This is a genomic window from Kitasatospora sp. NPDC096077, assembly GCF_040303245.1.
Lineage (GTDB): Bacteria > Actinomycetota > Actinomycetes > Streptomycetales > Streptomycetaceae > Kitasatospora.
The window spans coordinates 22,606-39,728 of the sequence record NZ_JBEOSV010000050.1; the positions used below are offsets into that span (position 1 = coordinate 22,606).

At 71.3% G+C, this 17,123-nt stretch carries 20 protein-coding genes; 15 read left to right on the top strand and 5 right to left on the bottom strand.

The window, feature by feature from the left end; all coding sequences use genetic code 11:
- The first annotated feature begins 2 nt into the window (after positions 1 to 2).
- Both ABTZ03_RS31480 and ABTZ03_RS31485 read left to right on the top strand, forming a co-directional pair.
- Positions 3 to 1,226 (top strand): amidohydrolase family protein, encoded by a 1,224-nt coding sequence (locus ABTZ03_RS31480; RefSeq protein WP_350516531.1) that lies wholly within the window; start codon positions 3 to 5, stop codon positions 1,224 to 1,226.
- A 136-nt stretch (positions 1,227 to 1,362) separates the two neighbouring features.
- The gene (locus tag ABTZ03_RS31485; protein ID WP_350516532.1) at positions 1,363 to 2,880 is read left to right on the top strand and encodes an MFS transporter; all 1,518 of its coding nucleotides are present in this window, start codon (positions 1,363 to 1,365) and stop codon (positions 2,878 to 2,880) included.
- 117 nt (positions 2,881 to 2,997) lie between these two features.
- On the opposite strand, the gene ABTZ03_RS31490 is transcribed toward ABTZ03_RS31485, so the two are convergent.
- From ABTZ03_RS31490 to ABTZ03_RS31500, 3 genes are all read right to left on the bottom strand, one after another.
- A complete protein-coding gene (locus ABTZ03_RS31490; protein WP_350516533.1) occupies positions 2,998 to 3,123 on the bottom strand; it encodes a hypothetical protein in 126 nt (41 codons plus the stop codon).
- 321 nt (positions 3,124 to 3,444) lie between these two features.
- Positions 3,445 to 3,639 (bottom strand): PIG-L deacetylase family protein, encoded by a 195-nt coding sequence (locus tag ABTZ03_RS31495; RefSeq protein ID WP_350516534.1) that lies wholly within the window; start codon positions 3,637 to 3,639, stop codon positions 3,445 to 3,447.
- Positions 3,640 to 3,749: 110 nt separating this feature from the next.
- Positions 3,750 to 3,872 (bottom strand): hypothetical protein, encoded by a 123-nt coding sequence (locus tag ABTZ03_RS31500; RefSeq protein WP_350516535.1) that lies wholly within the window; start codon positions 3,870 to 3,872, stop codon positions 3,750 to 3,752.
- A 400-nt stretch (positions 3,873 to 4,272) separates the two neighbouring features.
- Between ABTZ03_RS31500 and ABTZ03_RS31505 the strand changes: the two genes are divergently transcribed.
- From ABTZ03_RS31505 to ABTZ03_RS31550, 10 genes are all read left to right on the top strand, one after another.
- Positions 4,273 to 5,487 carry a helix-turn-helix domain-containing protein gene (locus tag ABTZ03_RS31505; protein WP_350516536.1) on the top strand — a complete coding sequence of 405 codons (1,215 nt, stop codon included), beginning with the start codon at positions 4,273 to 4,275 and terminating at the stop codon, positions 5,485 to 5,487.
- Positions 5,488 to 5,577: 90 nt separating this feature from the next.
- On the top strand, positions 5,578 to 5,832 hold the full coding sequence (locus ABTZ03_RS31510) for a hypothetical protein (protein WP_350516537.1): 255 nt from the start codon (positions 5,578 to 5,580) through the stop codon (positions 5,830 to 5,832).
- Between the two features lie 765 nt (positions 5,833 to 6,597).
- Positions 6,598 to 6,816, top strand: a complete 219-nt coding sequence (locus ABTZ03_RS31515; protein WP_350516538.1) for a hypothetical protein — start codon at positions 6,598 to 6,600, stop codon at positions 6,814 to 6,816.
- An 11-nt stretch (positions 6,817 to 6,827) separates the two neighbouring features.
- Complete coding sequence (locus ABTZ03_RS31520) at positions 6,828 to 7,073, top strand: hypothetical protein (RefSeq protein WP_350516539.1); 246 nt, start codon at positions 6,828 to 6,830, stop codon at positions 7,071 to 7,073.
- A 292-nt stretch (positions 7,074 to 7,365) separates the two neighbouring features.
- Positions 7,366 to 7,506, top strand: a complete 141-nt coding sequence (locus tag ABTZ03_RS31525) for a hypothetical protein (RefSeq protein WP_350516540.1) — start codon at positions 7,366 to 7,368, stop codon at positions 7,504 to 7,506.
- Positions 7,507 to 7,510: 4 nt separating this feature from the next.
- A complete protein-coding gene (locus tag ABTZ03_RS31530) occupies positions 7,511 to 7,849 on the top strand; it encodes a hypothetical protein (RefSeq protein WP_350516541.1) in 339 nt (112 codons plus the stop codon).
- Positions 7,846 to 8,235, top strand: coding sequence for a hypothetical protein (locus tag ABTZ03_RS31535; RefSeq protein ID WP_350516542.1), 390 nt, complete (start codon positions 7,846 to 7,848; stop codon positions 8,233 to 8,235). The genes ABTZ03_RS31530 and ABTZ03_RS31535 overlap by 4 nt, the downstream gene beginning before the upstream one ends.
- A 162-nt stretch (positions 8,236 to 8,397) precedes the next feature.
- A complete protein-coding gene (locus tag ABTZ03_RS31540; RefSeq protein ID WP_350516543.1) occupies positions 8,398 to 8,535 on the top strand; it encodes a hypothetical protein in 138 nt (45 codons plus the stop codon).
- Positions 8,532 to 9,686 (top strand): methyltransferase domain-containing protein, encoded by a 1,155-nt coding sequence (locus ABTZ03_RS31545; protein WP_350516544.1) that lies wholly within the window; start codon positions 8,532 to 8,534, stop codon positions 9,684 to 9,686. The genes ABTZ03_RS31540 and ABTZ03_RS31545 overlap by 4 nt, the downstream gene beginning before the upstream one ends.
- 510 nt (positions 9,687 to 10,196) lie before the next feature.
- Entirely contained in the window at positions 10,197 to 11,537 is a 1,341-nt protein-coding gene (locus tag ABTZ03_RS31550) for an erythromycin esterase family protein (RefSeq protein WP_350516545.1), read from the top strand.
- A 59-nt stretch (positions 11,538 to 11,596) separates the two neighbouring features.
- Here ABTZ03_RS31550 and ABTZ03_RS31555 read toward each other — a convergent pair whose 3' ends face one another.
- Positions 11,597 to 12,697 carry a quinone oxidoreductase family protein gene (locus tag ABTZ03_RS31555; protein ID WP_350516546.1) on the bottom strand — a complete coding sequence of 367 codons (1,101 nt, stop codon included), beginning with the start codon at positions 12,695 to 12,697 and terminating at the stop codon, positions 11,597 to 11,599.
- 93 nt (positions 12,698 to 12,790) lie between these two features.
- On the bottom strand, positions 12,791 to 14,404 hold the full coding sequence (locus ABTZ03_RS31560; protein WP_350516547.1) for a CocE/NonD family hydrolase: 1,614 nt from the start codon (positions 14,402 to 14,404) through the stop codon (positions 12,791 to 12,793).
- An 84-nt stretch (positions 14,405 to 14,488) separates the two neighbouring features.
- On the opposite strand from ABTZ03_RS31560, the gene ABTZ03_RS31565 reads away from it, so the two are divergent.
- Genes ABTZ03_RS31565 through ABTZ03_RS31575 form a run of 3 tightly spaced genes read left to right on the top strand, consistent with a single transcriptional unit; the run spans position 14,489 to position 16,937 of the window.
- Positions 14,489 to 15,382 (top strand): VOC family protein, encoded by an 894-nt coding sequence (locus ABTZ03_RS31565; protein ID WP_350516548.1) that lies wholly within the window; start codon positions 14,489 to 14,491, stop codon positions 15,380 to 15,382.
- A complete protein-coding gene (locus ABTZ03_RS31570; RefSeq protein ID WP_350516549.1) occupies positions 15,379 to 16,440 on the top strand; it encodes an alcohol dehydrogenase catalytic domain-containing protein in 1,062 nt (353 codons plus the stop codon). The genes ABTZ03_RS31565 and ABTZ03_RS31570 overlap by 4 nt, the downstream gene beginning before the upstream one ends.
- A gap of 14 nt (positions 16,441 to 16,454) precedes the next feature.
- Positions 16,455 to 16,937: a MarR family winged helix-turn-helix transcriptional regulator gene (locus ABTZ03_RS31575; protein WP_350516550.1), complete on the top strand. Its 483-nt coding sequence runs from the start codon at positions 16,455 to 16,457 to the stop codon at positions 16,935 to 16,937.
- Positions 16,938 to 17,123 lie beyond the last annotated feature (186 nt).

Below are 17,123 nucleotides of genomic sequence, written 5' to 3' on the forward strand. Positions count from 1 at the left end.
CCATGAACCGGAATCCCCAGCCCCTGGCTCTCACCAACGCCCTGTTGATCGACGGCACCGGCGCCCCGGCCGTCCACGGCGCCACCGTCCTCATCGCCGGGCACGAGATCACCGCCGCAGGTACCGCTGTCGCCGTCCCGGAGGGCGCGACGGTCGTCGACCTGCGAGGCAAGGCCGTCCTGCCGGGTCTGATCGACGCCCACGTCCACCTGGGCGGCCTCGGCTTCCACCACGCCCCGCCCTTCGGTGGCCGCGAGGCCACCGACCACTACGCCGTCCCCCGGACCGACGCCCTGCGCCACGGCGTCACCACCCAGCGCAGCCTGGGCGACTTCCTCCACGACAGCATCGCCGTGCGCGATGCGATCGAGGCCGGCACCCTGCCCGGCGCGCGCCTGGCCGTCAGCGGGCCGAGCTTCCAGGTCGAGCACGGCCACCCCAACGGCACCGTCTGGGGCGGCGACGACACGTGCCTGCGCGAGGCCGCCCGGATACCGAAGTCCGCCGCCGAGGCCGCGGCGGCGGTTGAGGGACTCGCCGCCGCCGGCGTCGACCTCGTCAAGATCATCATCTCGAACAACGCGATCTTCGGCCCGCCCCGGCCCGAGCTCAAGATGCCCTGGCACCTCGTCGAGGCGATCGTCGACGCCGCCCACAGGCAGGGGCTCAAGGTCGCCGCCCACACCGAGACGGTCGAGGACTCCCGGCGCGCCGTGGAGATCGGCGTCGACGACATCGAGCACCTGCTGCTGCGCGCCGAGGACCCGCACGACGAGGCCGCCCTCGACGACCTGTTCGCCCTCATGGCCGCTCGCGGCACCTACCTGGTGCCCACCATGGTCGCCCACCAGCTCCACGCCACCGCCGACACCGACGCGCGCACCCTGCGCTACGGCAACCAGGCGGTGCGCCGCGCCTACGAGAGCGGTTTGCGCCTGGGCGTCGGTTCCGACGCGCACTCCCCGGGCCTGCACGGCTGGAAGCTCCACAGCGAGCTGATCATGATGGTCCACGACCAGGGCATCCCGGCCCACGCCGCCCTCACTGCCGCGACCCGCACCAATGCCGAACTCCTCGGCCTGGCCGACCGGCTGGGCACCGTCGAGCCCGGCAAGACCGCCGACCTGCTGATCGTCTCCGGCAACCCGCTGGAGGACATCACCGCGATCACCGGCGTGCACCAGGTGATCCAGAACGGCACCGTCGTGACCGACAACGGCGCCTGACCCCCCTCCTCCCCGGCCGGACCCCGCGCGCCCGCCCCGCCCACGAACCGCCGCCCGGTTCCCGAACCCGGACGGCGGCCTCGGGGCCCGGCCCCTGCTCAGCACCCGTTCTCCCGTTCCCGAAATGGGTCCCATCATGTCCTCCCCCCAGACCTCCCCGCACACGGCACACAGCTCGCCCGCCCCGGACCCGCTGCGCTGGAAGGCCCTGATCTTCATCGGCATCGCGCAGCTCATGGTCGTGCTCGACGGCACGGTGGTGAACATCGCCCTGCCCCACGCCCAAGCCGCCCTGCACATCCCGGACACGAACCGGCAGTGGGTGGTCACCGCCTACAGCCTCGCCTTCGGCGGCCTCCTGCTGTTCGGAGGCCGGATCTCGGACCTGTGGGGCCGCAAGCGCGCCTTCGTCACCGGCCTGGCCGGATTCGCCGGCGCCTCCGCCCTCGGAGGCGCCGCCGTCAACGAGGCCATGCTGCTCGTCGCCCGCGCCGGCCAGGGCGTCTTCGGCGCCCTGCTGGCCCCCGCGGCGCTGTCCCTGCTCTCGGTCACCTTCACCGCGCCGAAGGAACGCGCGAAGGCGTTCGGCATCTACGGCGCCATCGCCGGAGCCGGCAGCGCGATCGGCCTGCTCCTCGGCGGCCTGCTGACCGAGTACCTGGACTGGCGCTGGGTCATGTTCATCAACATCCCCTTCGCCGCCGTCGCCGCCACCGGCGCCCTCACCTTCGTGCGCGAGCGCGAGACGGCCCGCAACCGCGACCGCCTCGACATCCCCGGTGTCCTGCTGGCCACCGGCGCCGTCGTCTCCCTGGTCTACGGCTTCACCAAGGCAGCCTCCGCCGGCTGGAGCGCCGCAATCACCCTCGCCGTGTTCGCCCTCGCCGCCGTCCTGCTCGCCGCGTTCGTCACCGTACAGGCCAAGGTCAAGAGCCCGCTGCTGCCCCTGCGCGTGATCGCCGACCGCAACCGCGGCGGCGCCTACCTCACCCTCGGACTGGCCATCGTCGGCATGTTCGGGCTGTTCTTCTTCCTCACCTTCTACCTCCAGGACATCCGCGGCTACTCACCCGTCACCACCGGCTTCGCCTTCCTCCCGATGGTCGCCGGCATGATCACCGGCTCCACCCAGATCGCCGCCCGCCTCCTGCCCCGCATCCCCGCCCGCTTCCTGATGGGCCCCGGCATCCTGCTCGCCGCCGCCGGCATGCTCATCCTCACCCAGCTGTCCACCACCAGCTCCTACACCACCGTCACCCTGCCCGGCATGCTGCTCCTCGGCACGGGAATGGGAACGATGTTCACCCCGGCCATGAGCCTGGCCACCTACGGTGTCCAGCCCCGCGACGCCGGCGTCGCCTCCGCGATGATCACCACCTCCCAGCAGATCGGCGGTTCCATCGGCACCGCGCTGCTCAGCACCATCGCCGTCAACGCCACCACCGGCTACCTGACCTCCCACCACGGCGACCCCGCTCTGACCGCCGCCCAGGGCCTCGTCCACGGCTACACCACCGCCATCGGCTGGGCCGCCGCGATCATGACCGTCGCGTCCGTCGTCGCCTTCACCCTCATCAATGCCCGCGGTGATGCCTTCGCCCCCAAGACCAGCACCGCCGCCGGCCAGGACGCCGTCCCCGCCGCCGCCCACTGACAGTGCCGACTTCTCAACGCTGCGCGAGCGGCTGCGCGGCTTCGACGCGTGCTTCTGCTGCCCGGGCGTCTCCGCGGCCGTGGTGAGCGCCGAGCGGTACCGTCGGATCACCTACGACTACACCCTGGCCGCGGTCCACGAACTCGCCTCCCAGAGCCCCGGGCTGACGTTCACGTACATCTCCGGCGAGGGCACCGGCAGCACCGGGCAGGGACGCATCGCCTGGGCCCAGGTCAAGGGCATGACCGAGACGCCCTGCTGGCGCAGCCGGACCTCCACACCCGTCCGGTCGCCTCGGGCCCGTCACAAGGGGCCCAGGGCGACCCGTGTTGCGATGCCGGCCCGTGTTCGCCTGCCGGTCAGGACCACCCTCCCGCGGCGACGGTGCCGCCTACGTGAACATCCCCTCGGACCACGTGGACATCGAGCGCGATGCCATCGCCTGCTAGCGAGCGGGTGGTCGTAGGCGTGGACGAAGTTGAAGCGGGCATCGGTGAGTTTGCCCTCCTTCGCCAGTTCCACGGCCGCGTCGGTGATCGCTTTGTGCGTGGGGGTGACCTCCAGTCAGCCCGCGGTGAACTTGTGCGAGGCGCCCGGGTACTGCTCCGCGATGGATGCGATCTTCGCCTTGACCGTCTTGGTGAACGTGGCGAAGGAGGCGTCGCCGTTGTAGGGGGAGTCGGGGACCTTCAGGTTGATCACCTTGTCGACGCCGAGGATGGCCGCCGAGGCCATGAACTCGGCGGTCCGGGCGGGCACGATCACGCTGTCGGTGGCGCTCGCAGGGTCGGTCGGCCAGTTCAGCCCGGTTGTGCTGTCCGACCACCCGACAGGGCGGTGCACGATGTTGGCCGACCGACCCGTGTGCGTCAGATCGGGAGGTCCCACCCGGGGCCGTTCTCGGAGTCGAGCCACACGTGCTGTCCGGCGGCCGAGACCGTGATCCCGAACCGTTCCTGATGGGGCTCGTCGACGGCCTGCCACTGCTGCACCGCTCGTTCCACCCGGTCCCACAGGCAAACGGGACCGCGTTGGACGACGGTCCACCCGCCGTCGGGGTCGGAGGTCGTCCGTGCCTGTGAACCGGTGGGCACGTCCCAGAGGATCTGTTCGGCCCCGCCCGCGTACGTTCGGCGGAGGAGCTGCTGAGGGTCCTGGCTGCACCGCTCCCTGAGCGGGTCACCCGGTCCGTGGCAGCAGTCCTGGCCGGCCGGCTCGCCAAGGTGCCTGCGGAGCCCACGCCGCGGACGGTCGACGCTCCGCCCCCGCCCCGTCCGCCGATGTACGAGTGCACCGGGCAAGAGGGGCTCCGTGCACGGCCGGTGCGGGTCGCTGGAGGTTTGTGCACGACATGCCGTGACTGAGTGTGCCTTTCCGCCCTACGCTGGCGGCATGGCTCTTGACCCCGCCCTGCCCGTGGGCCGCCGGATCCAGCACTACCGGGAACGTGCCGGGAAGTCCCGGGCGGTTCTGGCAGCGCTGCTCGGTCGCTCGCCGTCCTGGCTGAAGCAAATTGAGAACGGTTCGCTACTGCCCCCTCGCCTGCCGATACTGATGCGGATCGCTCAACATCTGGGGATCGAAGACCTTTCGCTCCTGACTGGGGACGTCAGCATGCCCCGTGCGCTGTACTCCGGGATGGAGCACTCGGCGCTGGCATCGGTCCGTCGGGCAGTCGATGGTGCGCCGCTTGGAGCTGCCGGGGGGCCGGCTCCCCGACTGGAGCACATCGCTGTTCAGCTGGAGAACGCCTGGCGGACGCGGATGTCCCGGGGCGACCATCGCACGGCGCTGGCGGAGGTGCTGCCGCCGCTCGTTTCGGCGGCGTCCGTCGCAGCGTCGCATCCGGAGTGCGGGGATCGACGTCGTGCTGAGGTCATGTATGCCAGCGCGCTGAACCTGACGCAGATGTACGCGGCGTTCCAGGGCGACGGAAACCTGGTCTGGCGAGTGGCGGAACGCGCGCTTGCCACGGCCCGTGCGTCGGGCGACCCGGCGGCCATCAGCCAGGCCTGCTGGTTTCTCGTGGAAGCCTTCCGGAAGTCGGGCCAGTGGGAGAGTGCGCAGAGCCTGACGGAGGACGCCCTTCGGCTGCTGGACCCGGTTCGAACCGAGAGCCCCGAACTCGCCTGCGCGTGGGCGGATATGGCGTACCACGCCGCCATCACGCATGCCGTCGCCGGAGAGTCGGGGGACGCGTGGAGGTGGATCGATCGGGCGTCCGCTGTGTCGAACTCGCTCCCGGCCGGCCACTGGTGCCCGTCAACGTCGGGTTCACGTCAGGCAGTTGTGATGCACTCGGTCACCGTGGCGGTAGAGCTGAGGCAGGTCGGCACCGCCCTCCGGTGGGCGCGACGGCTGCCCGAGGCTGATGTCGTGGCGATCCCGCGACGTGGCCGGCACCTGATCGAGGTGGCTCGTGCGCACTCCATGAAGGGTGAGCACGGTAAGGCGGCCGAACTCCTGACAACGGCCGTGTCTGTGGCGCCCGAAACCGCTCGCTGGAACGAGGAGACACGAGCCATGGTCCGCGGCCTCATGTCCGGCTCGCCGACCCATCAGCCGGCCGGACGCCGACTGGCGGACGCCATCGGAATGGCCGCCTGAAACAAGGGGGCAGAGACTCTGCCCCACCCCTCAGTGCAGGGCTCGTAACGTCTGGTGACGAAACGGGCCCTGACTGTTAGGGAGCGAGTGATGGTCGTACAGCAACCGTCCGGAGCCACGAGCGCGCCGCCGGACCACCTGGAGGTGCCGGAGTCCGCCACCTCCCGCCGACGGAAGTCCGCGGAGAGGCACCCGAGTCGCCCGGCGGGCGCGGCGCTGATCGCGGCCTGTCGCCGGGACTACCTGGCGGGGCAGGCGGAGGACGCGAGGCGGCCGACGGACCCCTACCGGCGGACGCCGCTGTACTGGGAGGGCAACGTCTGGGCCGGTCGTGGCGCTGCGTGAGATCGCGCCTGTACGCCTGGAACAGCCCGTGGTCGGGTACGCCGAGACCCTCCAGGATCTCGCGCGCCGCCTGCCGCCCGCGCCGCCCCGGACCGCGTCCCGGTGCCCCGGCTGCGGATGGCTGGACGGCTTGGCCGCGGACGCATTCGCCGACCCGGAGGGCTGCAATCGCTCATCTCTGACCGATGTGCGGGTGTTGAGACGCCGTCACGCGAACTCCGGGGAGTGCCTGGCGGTGCCGGATGGTGCGTGACCTGGCGAGTCGTCCGCGCGGGCTGTTGGCGTTCCTCGGTGGCCCGGTGCCGTACGGACCGCGCCGGGCGGCCGAGCGCGCTGGCCGCACGCTGGGGCCGTCCTCCCGCCACCAGCGATGGCTTCACCGGGTCAGCCACCCCGTGCTCACGATCCAGATGCTCTGGGGGTTGCACATCCAGTTCCTCTGGCCGGTGACGATGGTAAGCACCAGGAGGCGGCAGATCATCCGGGAAGAGCGGGCTCAGGTGACCCCCCGACACCTGGAGCGCCGCGCGGAGCTGGACCGGCGCCGGCTGGGACTCCCGCCCGATCCCGACGGCCGTGTCGGCCCGTAGGGTGCCTAGGTCGTGGAACGAAGCGCCCCTGATGGCGACAAGCAAGACCGTCCAGACGTACGTCGCCCGCGCCCTGGTCGCGACGCACGTGTTCAGCACGATCATCGGCACAGCTTCGGCTGTCTCTGAGTCCCTACTTCGAGAGGTCACCCCCCTACAGAGAGAGGCGCGTCGAATGAGCGACCCGGTGCCCCCGCTCCCCACCTGCCCGTGCGGTGAGCCGATCCGCCCGGACCCGCCCGATCCCGACGGAATCGCCACGTGGAAGTGCTCCGGGCGCTGGTTCGGCATCCTGCTGCCGGACGACTACCTGAAGGCGCACCCGTCGGAGAACCGCGTCATGATCTGCGGCCGGAAGCGCATCCACAGCGTCCCCGCGCGGGTCGCGGCGTGACGACTCAACGGATGGAGTCCTGGGAACCGCGCGAGGTTCATGTGCGGGTGGTCCCGACGGCCGGCTACCGGTTGGAGATCCAGAGGGCGTTGCACAGCCCGTTCGTGACGCAGGACGACATGGATGATCACGGCGACCGGGTCATCGAGGATCTGGCCCGTGTGGAGCTGTATATCCCCGACGATGTTCCGGTGGTCCTCATGGTCACGGAGTCCGACGGAACGGCCCGCCGGATCGAGTGTCCGCCGTCCACATAGTCCCTACAGACTCCCGTACCCCGCCCTGGGGCTGTCAGTGGGCGGCGACACCAGTACGGGACCGGTCCTGTCCGTGCGCGCATCCCCCCTCGCGGACGGGCGGGACCACCCCAGACCCCCGCCCCGGCCGTGCCGACCGTCCAAAGTCGCTGAGCCGACCGGGGCGGGCCCCAACTCCCGTTGGTGCCTGCGTGCCGACGGGCAGCACAACCCCCGCCCTGGTGGCGCGACTTGGACGGACGCGGACGACCAGGGCGGGGCCACCAATTCAGGAGTGGAGCGACCCGTGATCATGGGCAGAACGATCAAGAGCACGACCAAGAACAAGGTCGACAAGAAGGCGACCAGCGCTCAGAACAAGCAGGACGCCGAGAAGCGCGCGCTGGTCGAGAAGTTCAAGGACAAGACCGGTGATGGCGGAGAGAAGCCCTAGCCAGATGGCCGAGCACGAACTGCGCCATATCCACGGCGCGTTGAGCGATGATCTCGCCAAGATCCGGGGGTATCCGCCGAACACCCCCTTCGGTCCGTGGGAGCGCGCTCGTGTCGCGGCCGGGTGGCTGTGGGAGCAATGGCGGCTGGCTGGGAACCCTCCGCTGCCCGGACTCCGGGAGCAGCCCTACGTACGGCACATCGCCTCGGTGCGGGCGCTGACCAAAGGTCTCCCCGGAACGTGGGGCACGCTCCAAGACGGAGCCTGGCTGAGTGCACGCGCGGCATGGTGCACCGACCCCAACTGTCGATCTGTATACGCCTCGGAGGGCGAGGAAGAGTGAAGGAGACCACCCGTCCGCGCGCACCGGATGTGGCACCGCTGCTCACCGTGGACAACAGCGGCGGATGTAGCTGTCCCCAGCCGGCCCGGTGCGTGCTTCGGCTCGAACTACCGCCGGTTCAAGGGCAGATGAAGGACGCTCAGGGGCGCATCTGGACAGTCCTCAGCCGAAGGCAGCTCGCCGACCCGACGACGGGCGTGATCAACAGCACGCGGATCGTGCTCCGCCGTGTCGAGGAGGTCAGTGGCAAGGCGATGCCGACCTTCCTCACCATCCGCTGTGCTGGCCCGCCGTCGTACGAGAACGAATACGAGAGGCGCCGGGAGACCCGGCCGCCTCGGGCTGAACGACTCCCGTTCGAACCGGCCAGGCCGGCACGTAACTAGACCGGGGTCCCTGCCCCTGGGCAGGCACCCGCCAATCGAACTCCCGCCCCAGGCTGTCGGCCAAGGTCGATTCCGCCCGGGGCGGGGTAGTACCCCGCCGCGTCATCCGATGCGTTGGGAACGCGCTGCTCCTGAACGTCGAACCGAGAGAGGAAGTCGATCATGGGAGACGAGAACAAGGGCGGTAAGAACGACGGGAAGGGTGGTAGCCACGCCAAGCCCGGCGGCGGGTCCATCGGGCCGAAGCCGTCGAAGGACGGGTTGAAGCCGGACCCGGCTCCGAAGCACAAGAAGTCGTGACCGCCCCCGAGGCACTGCGGGCTGCCCTGGTGACGGCGCTCACCGACTCGGGTGCGCTGACGGCCGATTGGGCCCGGGCGTTCGCTGCCGTGCCGCGACACGAGTTCCTGCCCGCCACCATCTGGGCGGACGAGAACGGCGGCGACACCGAGTGCAGCCGCACAGTGGACCCCGAACAGTGGATGCGGCTCGCCTACAGCGATGTGCCGATCGTCACCCAGTGGGACGACGGCTCGGAAGGTGATCGAAGCACGCCCACGTCGTCGGCGTCCATGCCCACGATGGTGGCCGAGATGCTGTCCGACCTGGACGCGCACCCCGGGCACCGGGTACTGGAAGTCGGTACAGGCACCGGGTACAACGCGGCTCTGCTGGCCCACCGCCTGGGCGACGCGAACGTGTCCACGGTGGAAGTCGACCCGCAGGTCACGACGGCTGCCCGCGCAGCGCTGGAACGGGCCGGCTACATCCCCGAAGTCGTGTGCGGAGACGGGGCGCTCGGGTGGGGCGTGCGGGCTCCGTACGATCGGCTGATCTCCACGGTGTCTCTGCGGGACATCCCGCCTGCCTGGCTGTCCCAGACCCGGCCCGGCGGGGTGATCGTCAGCCCTGTCTCGCCACTGCTGGGTGGTGGGGCGATCGTGCGGCTCACTGTGCACGGCGACGGGACGGCGAGCGGCAGGTTCACCAGGAGCGCGGCCTTCATGATGCTGCGCCAGCAGCGTTACGAAGGCGCCCCAGTGGATGACTACCTGCCCGACGAGTGGCCGGGCGACGCCGAACAGTCCTGGACCAAGCTCGACCCCGAAGCCATCGGGGACGACTGGCTGGCGCAGTTCGCCTGTGCGCTTGACCTGCCGGACGTGTACTACAGGCGAAACCTGTTCGGCGGGGGCTGGACTTGGTGGCTGTTCGACACGGCCGTCACATCCTGGGCGACCGTGGACTCTGCCCCCGGGGAATCCCAGTACGAGGTCCGGCAGTCCGGGCCCCGGAGGCTCTGGGACGAGCTGGAGGCCGCCCACGACCGGTGGACGGCCGCCGGCCGCCCCGGCTATGAGCGGTACGGGCTCACGGTGACCGCCACCGGCCAGACTGCGTGGCTGGATGAACCGACCAACCCGCTGGGGTGGTCGACGCTGGCCACCTAAGGAGTGCAGCGGTCCACCCGGGGTAGCCCGGGTGAACCCGACGTCCTGATGCTCCCGCTTCCCCGCGTCACCGGGCAGACGCGGGGAAGCGGGTGGCGCAGAGTCCCCCTTTGCCGGGCGCGGGGGCGATGAGCGTTCTCGGGCCCGGATCCCCTCGCCGGACGTTCTGGCCCGGGCGGCCGCCTCGCAGGTCGGCCCCGGTTCCGGCGGGTCGCCGTGCCGGCGCCCGCCGGCTGCGCAGGGTCCGCCACGCGTTGGAGCGCCTGGCCGTGGACCCGGACCGCCTCGGCGCGAACTCCCACCGCCACCCCGGCCTGCCCGGTCACGAGCACACCGCCGCTCGGACCTCCTGCGTCGATCAGGGCGCCGACGCCGCCTCCCGGTGCTGGTGCCCGGCCGGGGGGTTATCCCCCGGGAAAGTGTCGGGTCGGCCCCAGAGCGTCCGGGCTGCCGTAGGTGTGATCATCTTCTCAACGGGGTTCGGAATTGCCCAGGTTGAGGAGTCATCACATGAACGTAAACAGGAACCGGCTGGTGGCCGCGGCGCTCGTCCTGGCCGCCATGGCGGCCCCCGCGACGGCCGCGTACGCGGCACCGGCGGCGTCCGCGTCCGCCGCCGTGCCGGACCCCGTCCGTGCGCTGGACCGGATCGCCCACCCGCTGCTGTCGGCGGAGCCGGGCACCGGCACGGCCGACCTGCGTGCCCTCGGGGCGATGGTCGGCGACGCCAAGGTGGTGGGCCTGGGCGAGGCCACGCACGGCTCGCACGAGTTCTTCGCCCTGAAGGACCGGATCTTCCGCTACCTCGTCGAGAAGAAGGGATTCACCACCTTCACCCTGGAGATGAGCTGGTCGGCGGGGCTGCGGATCGACGACTACCTCCAGCACGGCAACGGCGACGCACGGCAGGTCGTGCACGAGACGATGGCCGACTCCCCCTGGGACCGCGAGGAGTTCGTGACCCTCGTCCAGTGGATGCGCGATCACAACATCCGGCACCCCGACCGCCCGGTCCACTTCGCGGGCGACGACATCAGCGCGCCCAGGCTCGACGCCCGCGTCTTCGACGCGGTCACCGGCTACGTCCGGCAGGCCCACCCGGAGTCACTGCCGCGACTGACCGAGCTCTTCACCGTCCTGCGCCCGCTCGACGATGCCATCGGCGAGTACCTGAAGCGGCCGCTCGCGGAACGCCGGCAGAACGGGGCCAAGGCGCAGCAGTTGATCGAGCTGATGGAAGGCCAGGGCAAGCCGGGCGACGGCGACTTCGAGTTCGCCCTGCAGAACGCCCGCAACATCGCCCAGACCTACACCTTCCTCGCCATCGACCTCTCCGACCCGGCCTCGGTGACCGCCATGGAGCGCTACCGTGACCAGGTGATGGCCGACACCACGGCGTGGTGGCAGCGGCACACCGGAGGCAAGGTCCTGCTGTCCGCCCAGGACGACCACGTCGGCTATGCCGCTTCCGACCCCGCGATGTATCCGAAGACCCAGGGCTCGTTCCTGCGCGACACCCTGGGCGCGGACTACCTCGCCATCGGCACCACCTTCGACCAGGGATCCTTCCTCTCCAAGGATCAGCCGCTCCTCGGCGAGTGGAAGAAGTTCACCGTTCCCGCCGCCGGCGTCGGCACGAACGAGTACACGCTCGACCAGGTCCGGTACCGCGACTACTACGCCGACCTGCGCAAGGCCCCGGTCGCGGCCCGCAACTGGCTGGACGTCCCGCGCCCGACGTACAGCTTCGGCACACAGTTCCCGGTCACCCCGACGCCCGTGGTCGCCGTCGGCCAGGCCTACGACGGCCTGATCCACCTGCACAGCGTCCGGGAGGCGAAGAAGCTGTAGCCCCGGGGGCCGGGTGGCGCGGCTGCCCGTGCGGCGGTACGGGCAGCCGCCCTCGACGATCAGGACGCCGGCTTGAGGACGACCCGGCCCACGAGGTCGGTGCTGTTCTCCAGGAGCGCGTGTGCCCGGTCGGCCTGGGACAGCGGGAACCGTGCGGCGATCCGGATGCCGATCAGCCCCTGGGCCAGCAGGTCCAGGACGGCGAGGGCATCGCGATGGCGGGCACCGCGCACACCGACGACGGTCATCTCCAAGCGGGTGAAATCGTTCATCGTGAGCGGCAGGTGTCCGCCCGTGCGCTGGTTGCCGGCCGCCGGACAGATCGTGCCGCCCAACCTCAGGGCGTCGACCGCCAGTCGGAAGAGGTCCGCATCACCGGTGAAGTCGACGGCGTGGTCGAACCCGGTTCCGGCGGTCCACTCCCGTAGCTCGGCCGCGGCCGCGGCCCGATCGGCGGTGATCACCACGTGGTCCGCGCCCGTCTCCTTCAGGAGGGCGGCCTTGTCGGCATGCCGGGTCGTCACGACGACCCGGGCGCCGGCCATCCGGGCCAGGCGAACGGTGGCTTCCCCCATCCCTCCGGAGGCGCCGCACACCAGCACGGTTTCGCCGAGCCGCACGCGCAACCGGTCCAGGACGAGGCGGTGCGAGGTCGCATAGGGCCAGAGCAGCACCGCCGCCTGCTCCAGGTCGACGTGTTCCGGCAGCGGCAGCCAGAGCCGCTGATCACGCACCAGGTACTGCGCGTACGAGCCGAGACCGGCGTGGCCGGGCACGTCGACTCCGGTCGACAGGTTGCCCAGGCCCCGGTAGGTCTCCGACGCGTACGGGTTCTCCGGGTGCACCACAGCGACGACGGGGTCCCCCTGCCGGAACCCGGTCACCTCGTCCCCCACCGCCACGACGGTGCCCGCGGCCTCACGGCCGAGTTGCTGCGGCATCGGCAGCGCGCGCCGGCCGGGCAGCCGCTCCCCGGACAGCTGCCCCGAGCGGTACTTCAGGTCCCATCCCGAGACCGAGGCGGTGTCGACGGCGACCATGACGTCGCGGGGGCCCAGGGGCGGGAGCGGATAGTCGGCATGGACCAACTGCTCGGGTCCGCCGTGTTCGAGGACCCGAACCGCCTTCGTGGTGGTGGGAATCTGACTGTCCGTGGTCATCAGTGAGCCTTTCCGAGCTGGGGAGCGGCCGGCACCGGCCTGGAGGGGGTTCTGTGCAACGCGCTCGGCCACGCGGCCGGCGCCGCGGCGGACTCAGCGGGCCTTCGGCGGGATCACGGGCACGAGCAGGTACGAGGGATACCGGCCGCCGGTGTGCACCGTGTTGGTTCCCGTGGCGTGGGCCCGGTCGGCGGGGTCGTTGTGCAGGAACCGGGTGGGGTCGCTGCGGTCGGCGGCCTGGATCACCAGCCCCAGCCGGTGGCCCGCCGCGAAGACCCTGCTGGTGGGCAGGATTTCGACCGCCGCCTCGACCGGGACCCCGGCCTGGAGCGGGCTGCGGGTGTCGTGGCGGTGCACCGGACGGTAGGGCTCGGACCGGGTCTCGTCGAGCTCGCGGTGCGAGACCCGCAGCCAGCCCTTCACCACGGGGCCGCGGTTCCCGATGCCCGAGGCGTCCTCGAAGGTCACCTCCTTGCCCTCGGCGTCGAGGTCGATCAGCGTGACGAACAGGTCCATGTCCTCGGTGTCCGCACTCACCCACACGTGCAGCGCGGACGGGCCGGTGAGTTCGACGTCCTCTGTGAACGGGGCGGTGAGCAGCGTGACGCCCCCGCCGGGCGCCGGATAGTCCACCCTCGCCTCGGTGTCGGGTGCCTCGGTGCCCAGGGAGCCGCGTTCGGCGTCCAGGTGGAGGCGGGTCCATTCGGTGCGCGCGATCGGCCATTCGGTTTCGGTGCGCACGTAGGAGCCGCGCGGGTCGCGGATGGTCAGGCGCACCGGCGGCTCGTCCTGCCAGGCCGTTTCGTCGCCGGCGACGAAACGGTCCAGGAAGCGCTTCTGGTAGAGCCGGCTCTCCTCGGTGTAGAAGGGCGTGAAGTGGTTGCCGTCGTGGATCTCCAGCCACTTGTGCTCGGAGCCGGCGCCGAGGTAGCCCTCGATGTTGCCGCGCAGGTGCAGTGGGTAGCTGGTCCAGTTGCCCGACGACAGCACCGGCACGGTGATCTTCGAGAGGTCGACCTCGCGGGCCCGGTAGTAGTCGCGCAGCAGGGCGTGCTCGCGGAGTTCGGCCGGCAGTTCGGCGTTGCCGTCCACGGCACGGTTCGGGTTGGGCGCGCCGGCGGGCAGGGCGCTCTGGTTGCCGGTGATCTGGCGGGTCCACCACTCGTCGGTGAACCGGTTGCTCAGGATGCCGCCGTGGTGCGACCAGTCGCGGTAGACGTCGATCGCGCCCTCCCAGGGCACGATCGCGGCCAGGTGCGGCGGCTGCAGTGCCGCGACGTGCCACTGTCCGATGGCGTAGTAGGAGATGCCCAGCAGGCCGACCTTCCCGGTGCTCCAGTCCTGCACCCCGGCCCACTCGATCGCGTCGTGGTAGTCCTCCCACTCGGTGGGCGAGAACAGCGCCATCCTCCCCTCGGAGCGCCCGGTGCCGCGCTGGTCGACCCGGACCACGGCGTAGCCGCGCGGCACCCACCATTCGGGGTTCGGCGTCTCCCAGGTCATGTGGGGGCCCTGCTCGTCGATCAGGCCGTAGGCGTGGGCGTTGAAGTCGGCGAAGTGGATGTCCTTGCCGTACGGGCCGTGCACCATCAGGACCGGGTGCGGGCCCGGCTGCGCCGGGCGGAACACGTCGGCGCGGAGCACGGTGCCGTCCCGGGTGGGGACCGGCACGTTCTTCTCGATCGTCATCTCGGGTGCTGCGGACACCGGGGCCTCCTCGATCCTTGCCAGAATCTCAACTGCTTTATAAAGTACTTTACATCCACTGAGGGCGCAACGAGGAGAACGGCCATGACCGGCATCACCCATCTGCGCAGCATCGACATCGCGGCCACCGACCCCGCGGAGCTGCTGCCCTTCTACGAGCGGACCTGGGGTCTCGAACAGGTCCCCGACCCGACCGCACCCACCGGGGGGATCGCCCTGCGGGCCCGCGGCACCGAACACCACGTGCTGCGACTGGTTCCGGGCGTCGGACGCGCGCTCGGGCGGATCGCGCTCGGCGCGGCGACGCCCGCCGACGTCGACCGGATCGCGGCGAAGGTCCGCGCGGCCGGCGCGGTCGTGCTCACCGAACCCGGTGTGCGGGCCGACGGCGGTTACACGGTCGAGTTCACCGATCCGGAGGGCCGCGTGCTCGAAGTCGGCACCGGCCTGCCGGAGCACCGCGAACCCGCGCGCCGGGCCTTCGGCCCGGACCGGCTCAGCCACGTCGTGCTGAACTCACCCGACCTGGACGCCGCCAAGGCCTTCTACACCGACGTGCTGGGCTTCGCGGTCTCCGACACCTACGAGAACGACCTGATGGTCTTCCTGCGCTGCAACTCCCAGCACCACTGCGTGGTGCTGGCGCCGGGCGAGTGGGCCACGCTGAACCACGTCGCCTTCGAGGTCCGCGACACCGACGAGGTGATGCGTTCGCTCGGCCGGATGCGCAAGGCCGGATTCGACACCATCTGGGGCCCCGGCCGCCACGGACCGGGCGGAAACGTCTTCTGCTACTTCCAGGATCCGGTCGGCAACGTCATCGAGTACACCTCGGACCTGATCGAGGTCGGGCCCGACTGGCAGGCGCAGGCCTGGCCGCGCACCCAGGGGAACGCCGACGTCTGGGGCACCAGCGGCGGCATCACCCCCGCCGTCGCCCGCGCGATGGCCAACCCCCCGACAGGAGAGCAGCGTTGAAGGCGATCGTGATCGACCGGTTCGGCCCGCCCGAGGTGCTGCGCACCACGCGACTGCCCGACCCCGAGCCCGGCCCCGGCGAGGTGCGCGTGCGGGTCGGCGCCGCGACGGTCTCCCGCACGAAGGACGTCGCCGTGCGGGCCGGCCGGCCTCCCTTCGCCGAGCAGGTCCGCACCTTCCCGCACGTGCTCGGCACCGAGCACGCCGGCCTCGTCGACGCGGTCGGCGAGGGGGTCGACACCGCCCTGCTCGGTGCCCGGGTCGCGGTCTCGTCGGCGCTGCCCTGCGGGCACTGCCGGTACTGCGAGCAGGGCCGCGAGGAGGCCTGCCCCGAATTCCGCCTGCTCGGCATCCACCGCCCCGGCAGCTACGCCGAGTTCACCGTCGTACCGGCGGCGAACGTCCAGGTGATCCCGGACGGGATCACCCTGGCCCAGGCGGCCTCACTGGCCGTCAACGGCGTCGTCGCCGCGGCGCAGCTGGCCGCGGCCGGCGCCGGGCCGGGCACGACGGTGCTGGTGGTCGGGGCCGGCGGCGCGCTCGGCTCGACCGTCGCCGAGCTGGCCGCCTTCCGCGGCAGCCGGGTGATCGCGCTCGGACGGGACCCGGGCCGGCTGGCCGGTCTGCCGCTGACTGCGGCGATCGACTCCGGCCCGCACGACCTGACCGGGCGGCTCCGGTCCGCCGCCGGTGACGACGGAATCGACTGCGTCATCGACAACCTCGGAATCCCGGCGCTGTGGGACGCCTACCTGCCCGCGCTGGCGCAGGCGGCGGTGGTCGTCGTCTCCGGCGCGATCACCGACGACCCGGTGCCGCTGCGGTTCCGGCAGCTGTACCTCCACAGCCATGCGATCGTCGGCGTGCGCACCGGCAACCGGACGCACCGCGATAACCTCTGGACCGAGGTGTCCGCCGGGTTCCGGCCGCCGGACGGCTTCGTCCACCCCACCCCCTGGGACCAGGCCGCCGACGCCCACACCCGGATCGAGGCCGGAGGCGTCGGCGGCCAGCTCGTGCTCCAGTTCCCGGGGGCCACCGAAAGGCCGCGCCGATGACCCGGAGAGAGACAGTGTCCCGCCGAGAACCGCACCCCGTCGCACCCCGCACCCGCACCGCCTTCCTGGTCCGGCTGCTGTCGAACACGCTCAGCCAGCAGGTGGAACGCGCCCTGAAACCGCTGTCGCTGACCCAGGCCCAGCTCGCGGCCCTGGCCCAGCTCACCTTCACCGACGAGGGATGGCTCTCGGGCGCCGAACTGGGCCGGCGGGCCGGGGTCACCGCGCAGGCCATGTCTGCCGCGATCACCGACCTGGAGCGACGCGACCTGGTGCGCCGCAGCCCGCACCCCACCCAGGGGCGCATCCAGCGGGTCCACATCACCGAGGACGGAGCGCACCTACTGGAGCGGGCACAGCAGCTGACCGAGCCCGTCGACGCCCGCGCACTGGCACTGCTCACCGAACCCGAGCGCGACCAGTTCCGCAGCCTGCTGCTGCGCGTCATGACCGCCTCCGGCTGCGCCCCCACGGCAGAGCCGGAACCGGGCGAATGAGTCCCACCGCCCGGAGCCCCCTCGACGCCGGCCCGTCCAACGCGCCCTTCGCGCGGCCGGGCCGGGCCCGTGACCGCCCTGGCTCGCGGCCGCTGCCGTTCGAATACCTCCGGCCCGCCGGATCGGGCAGGATGTGGTCGAACATGTCGGGGGCGAACGGGTGACGGGGGTTGTGTGATGGGGCGT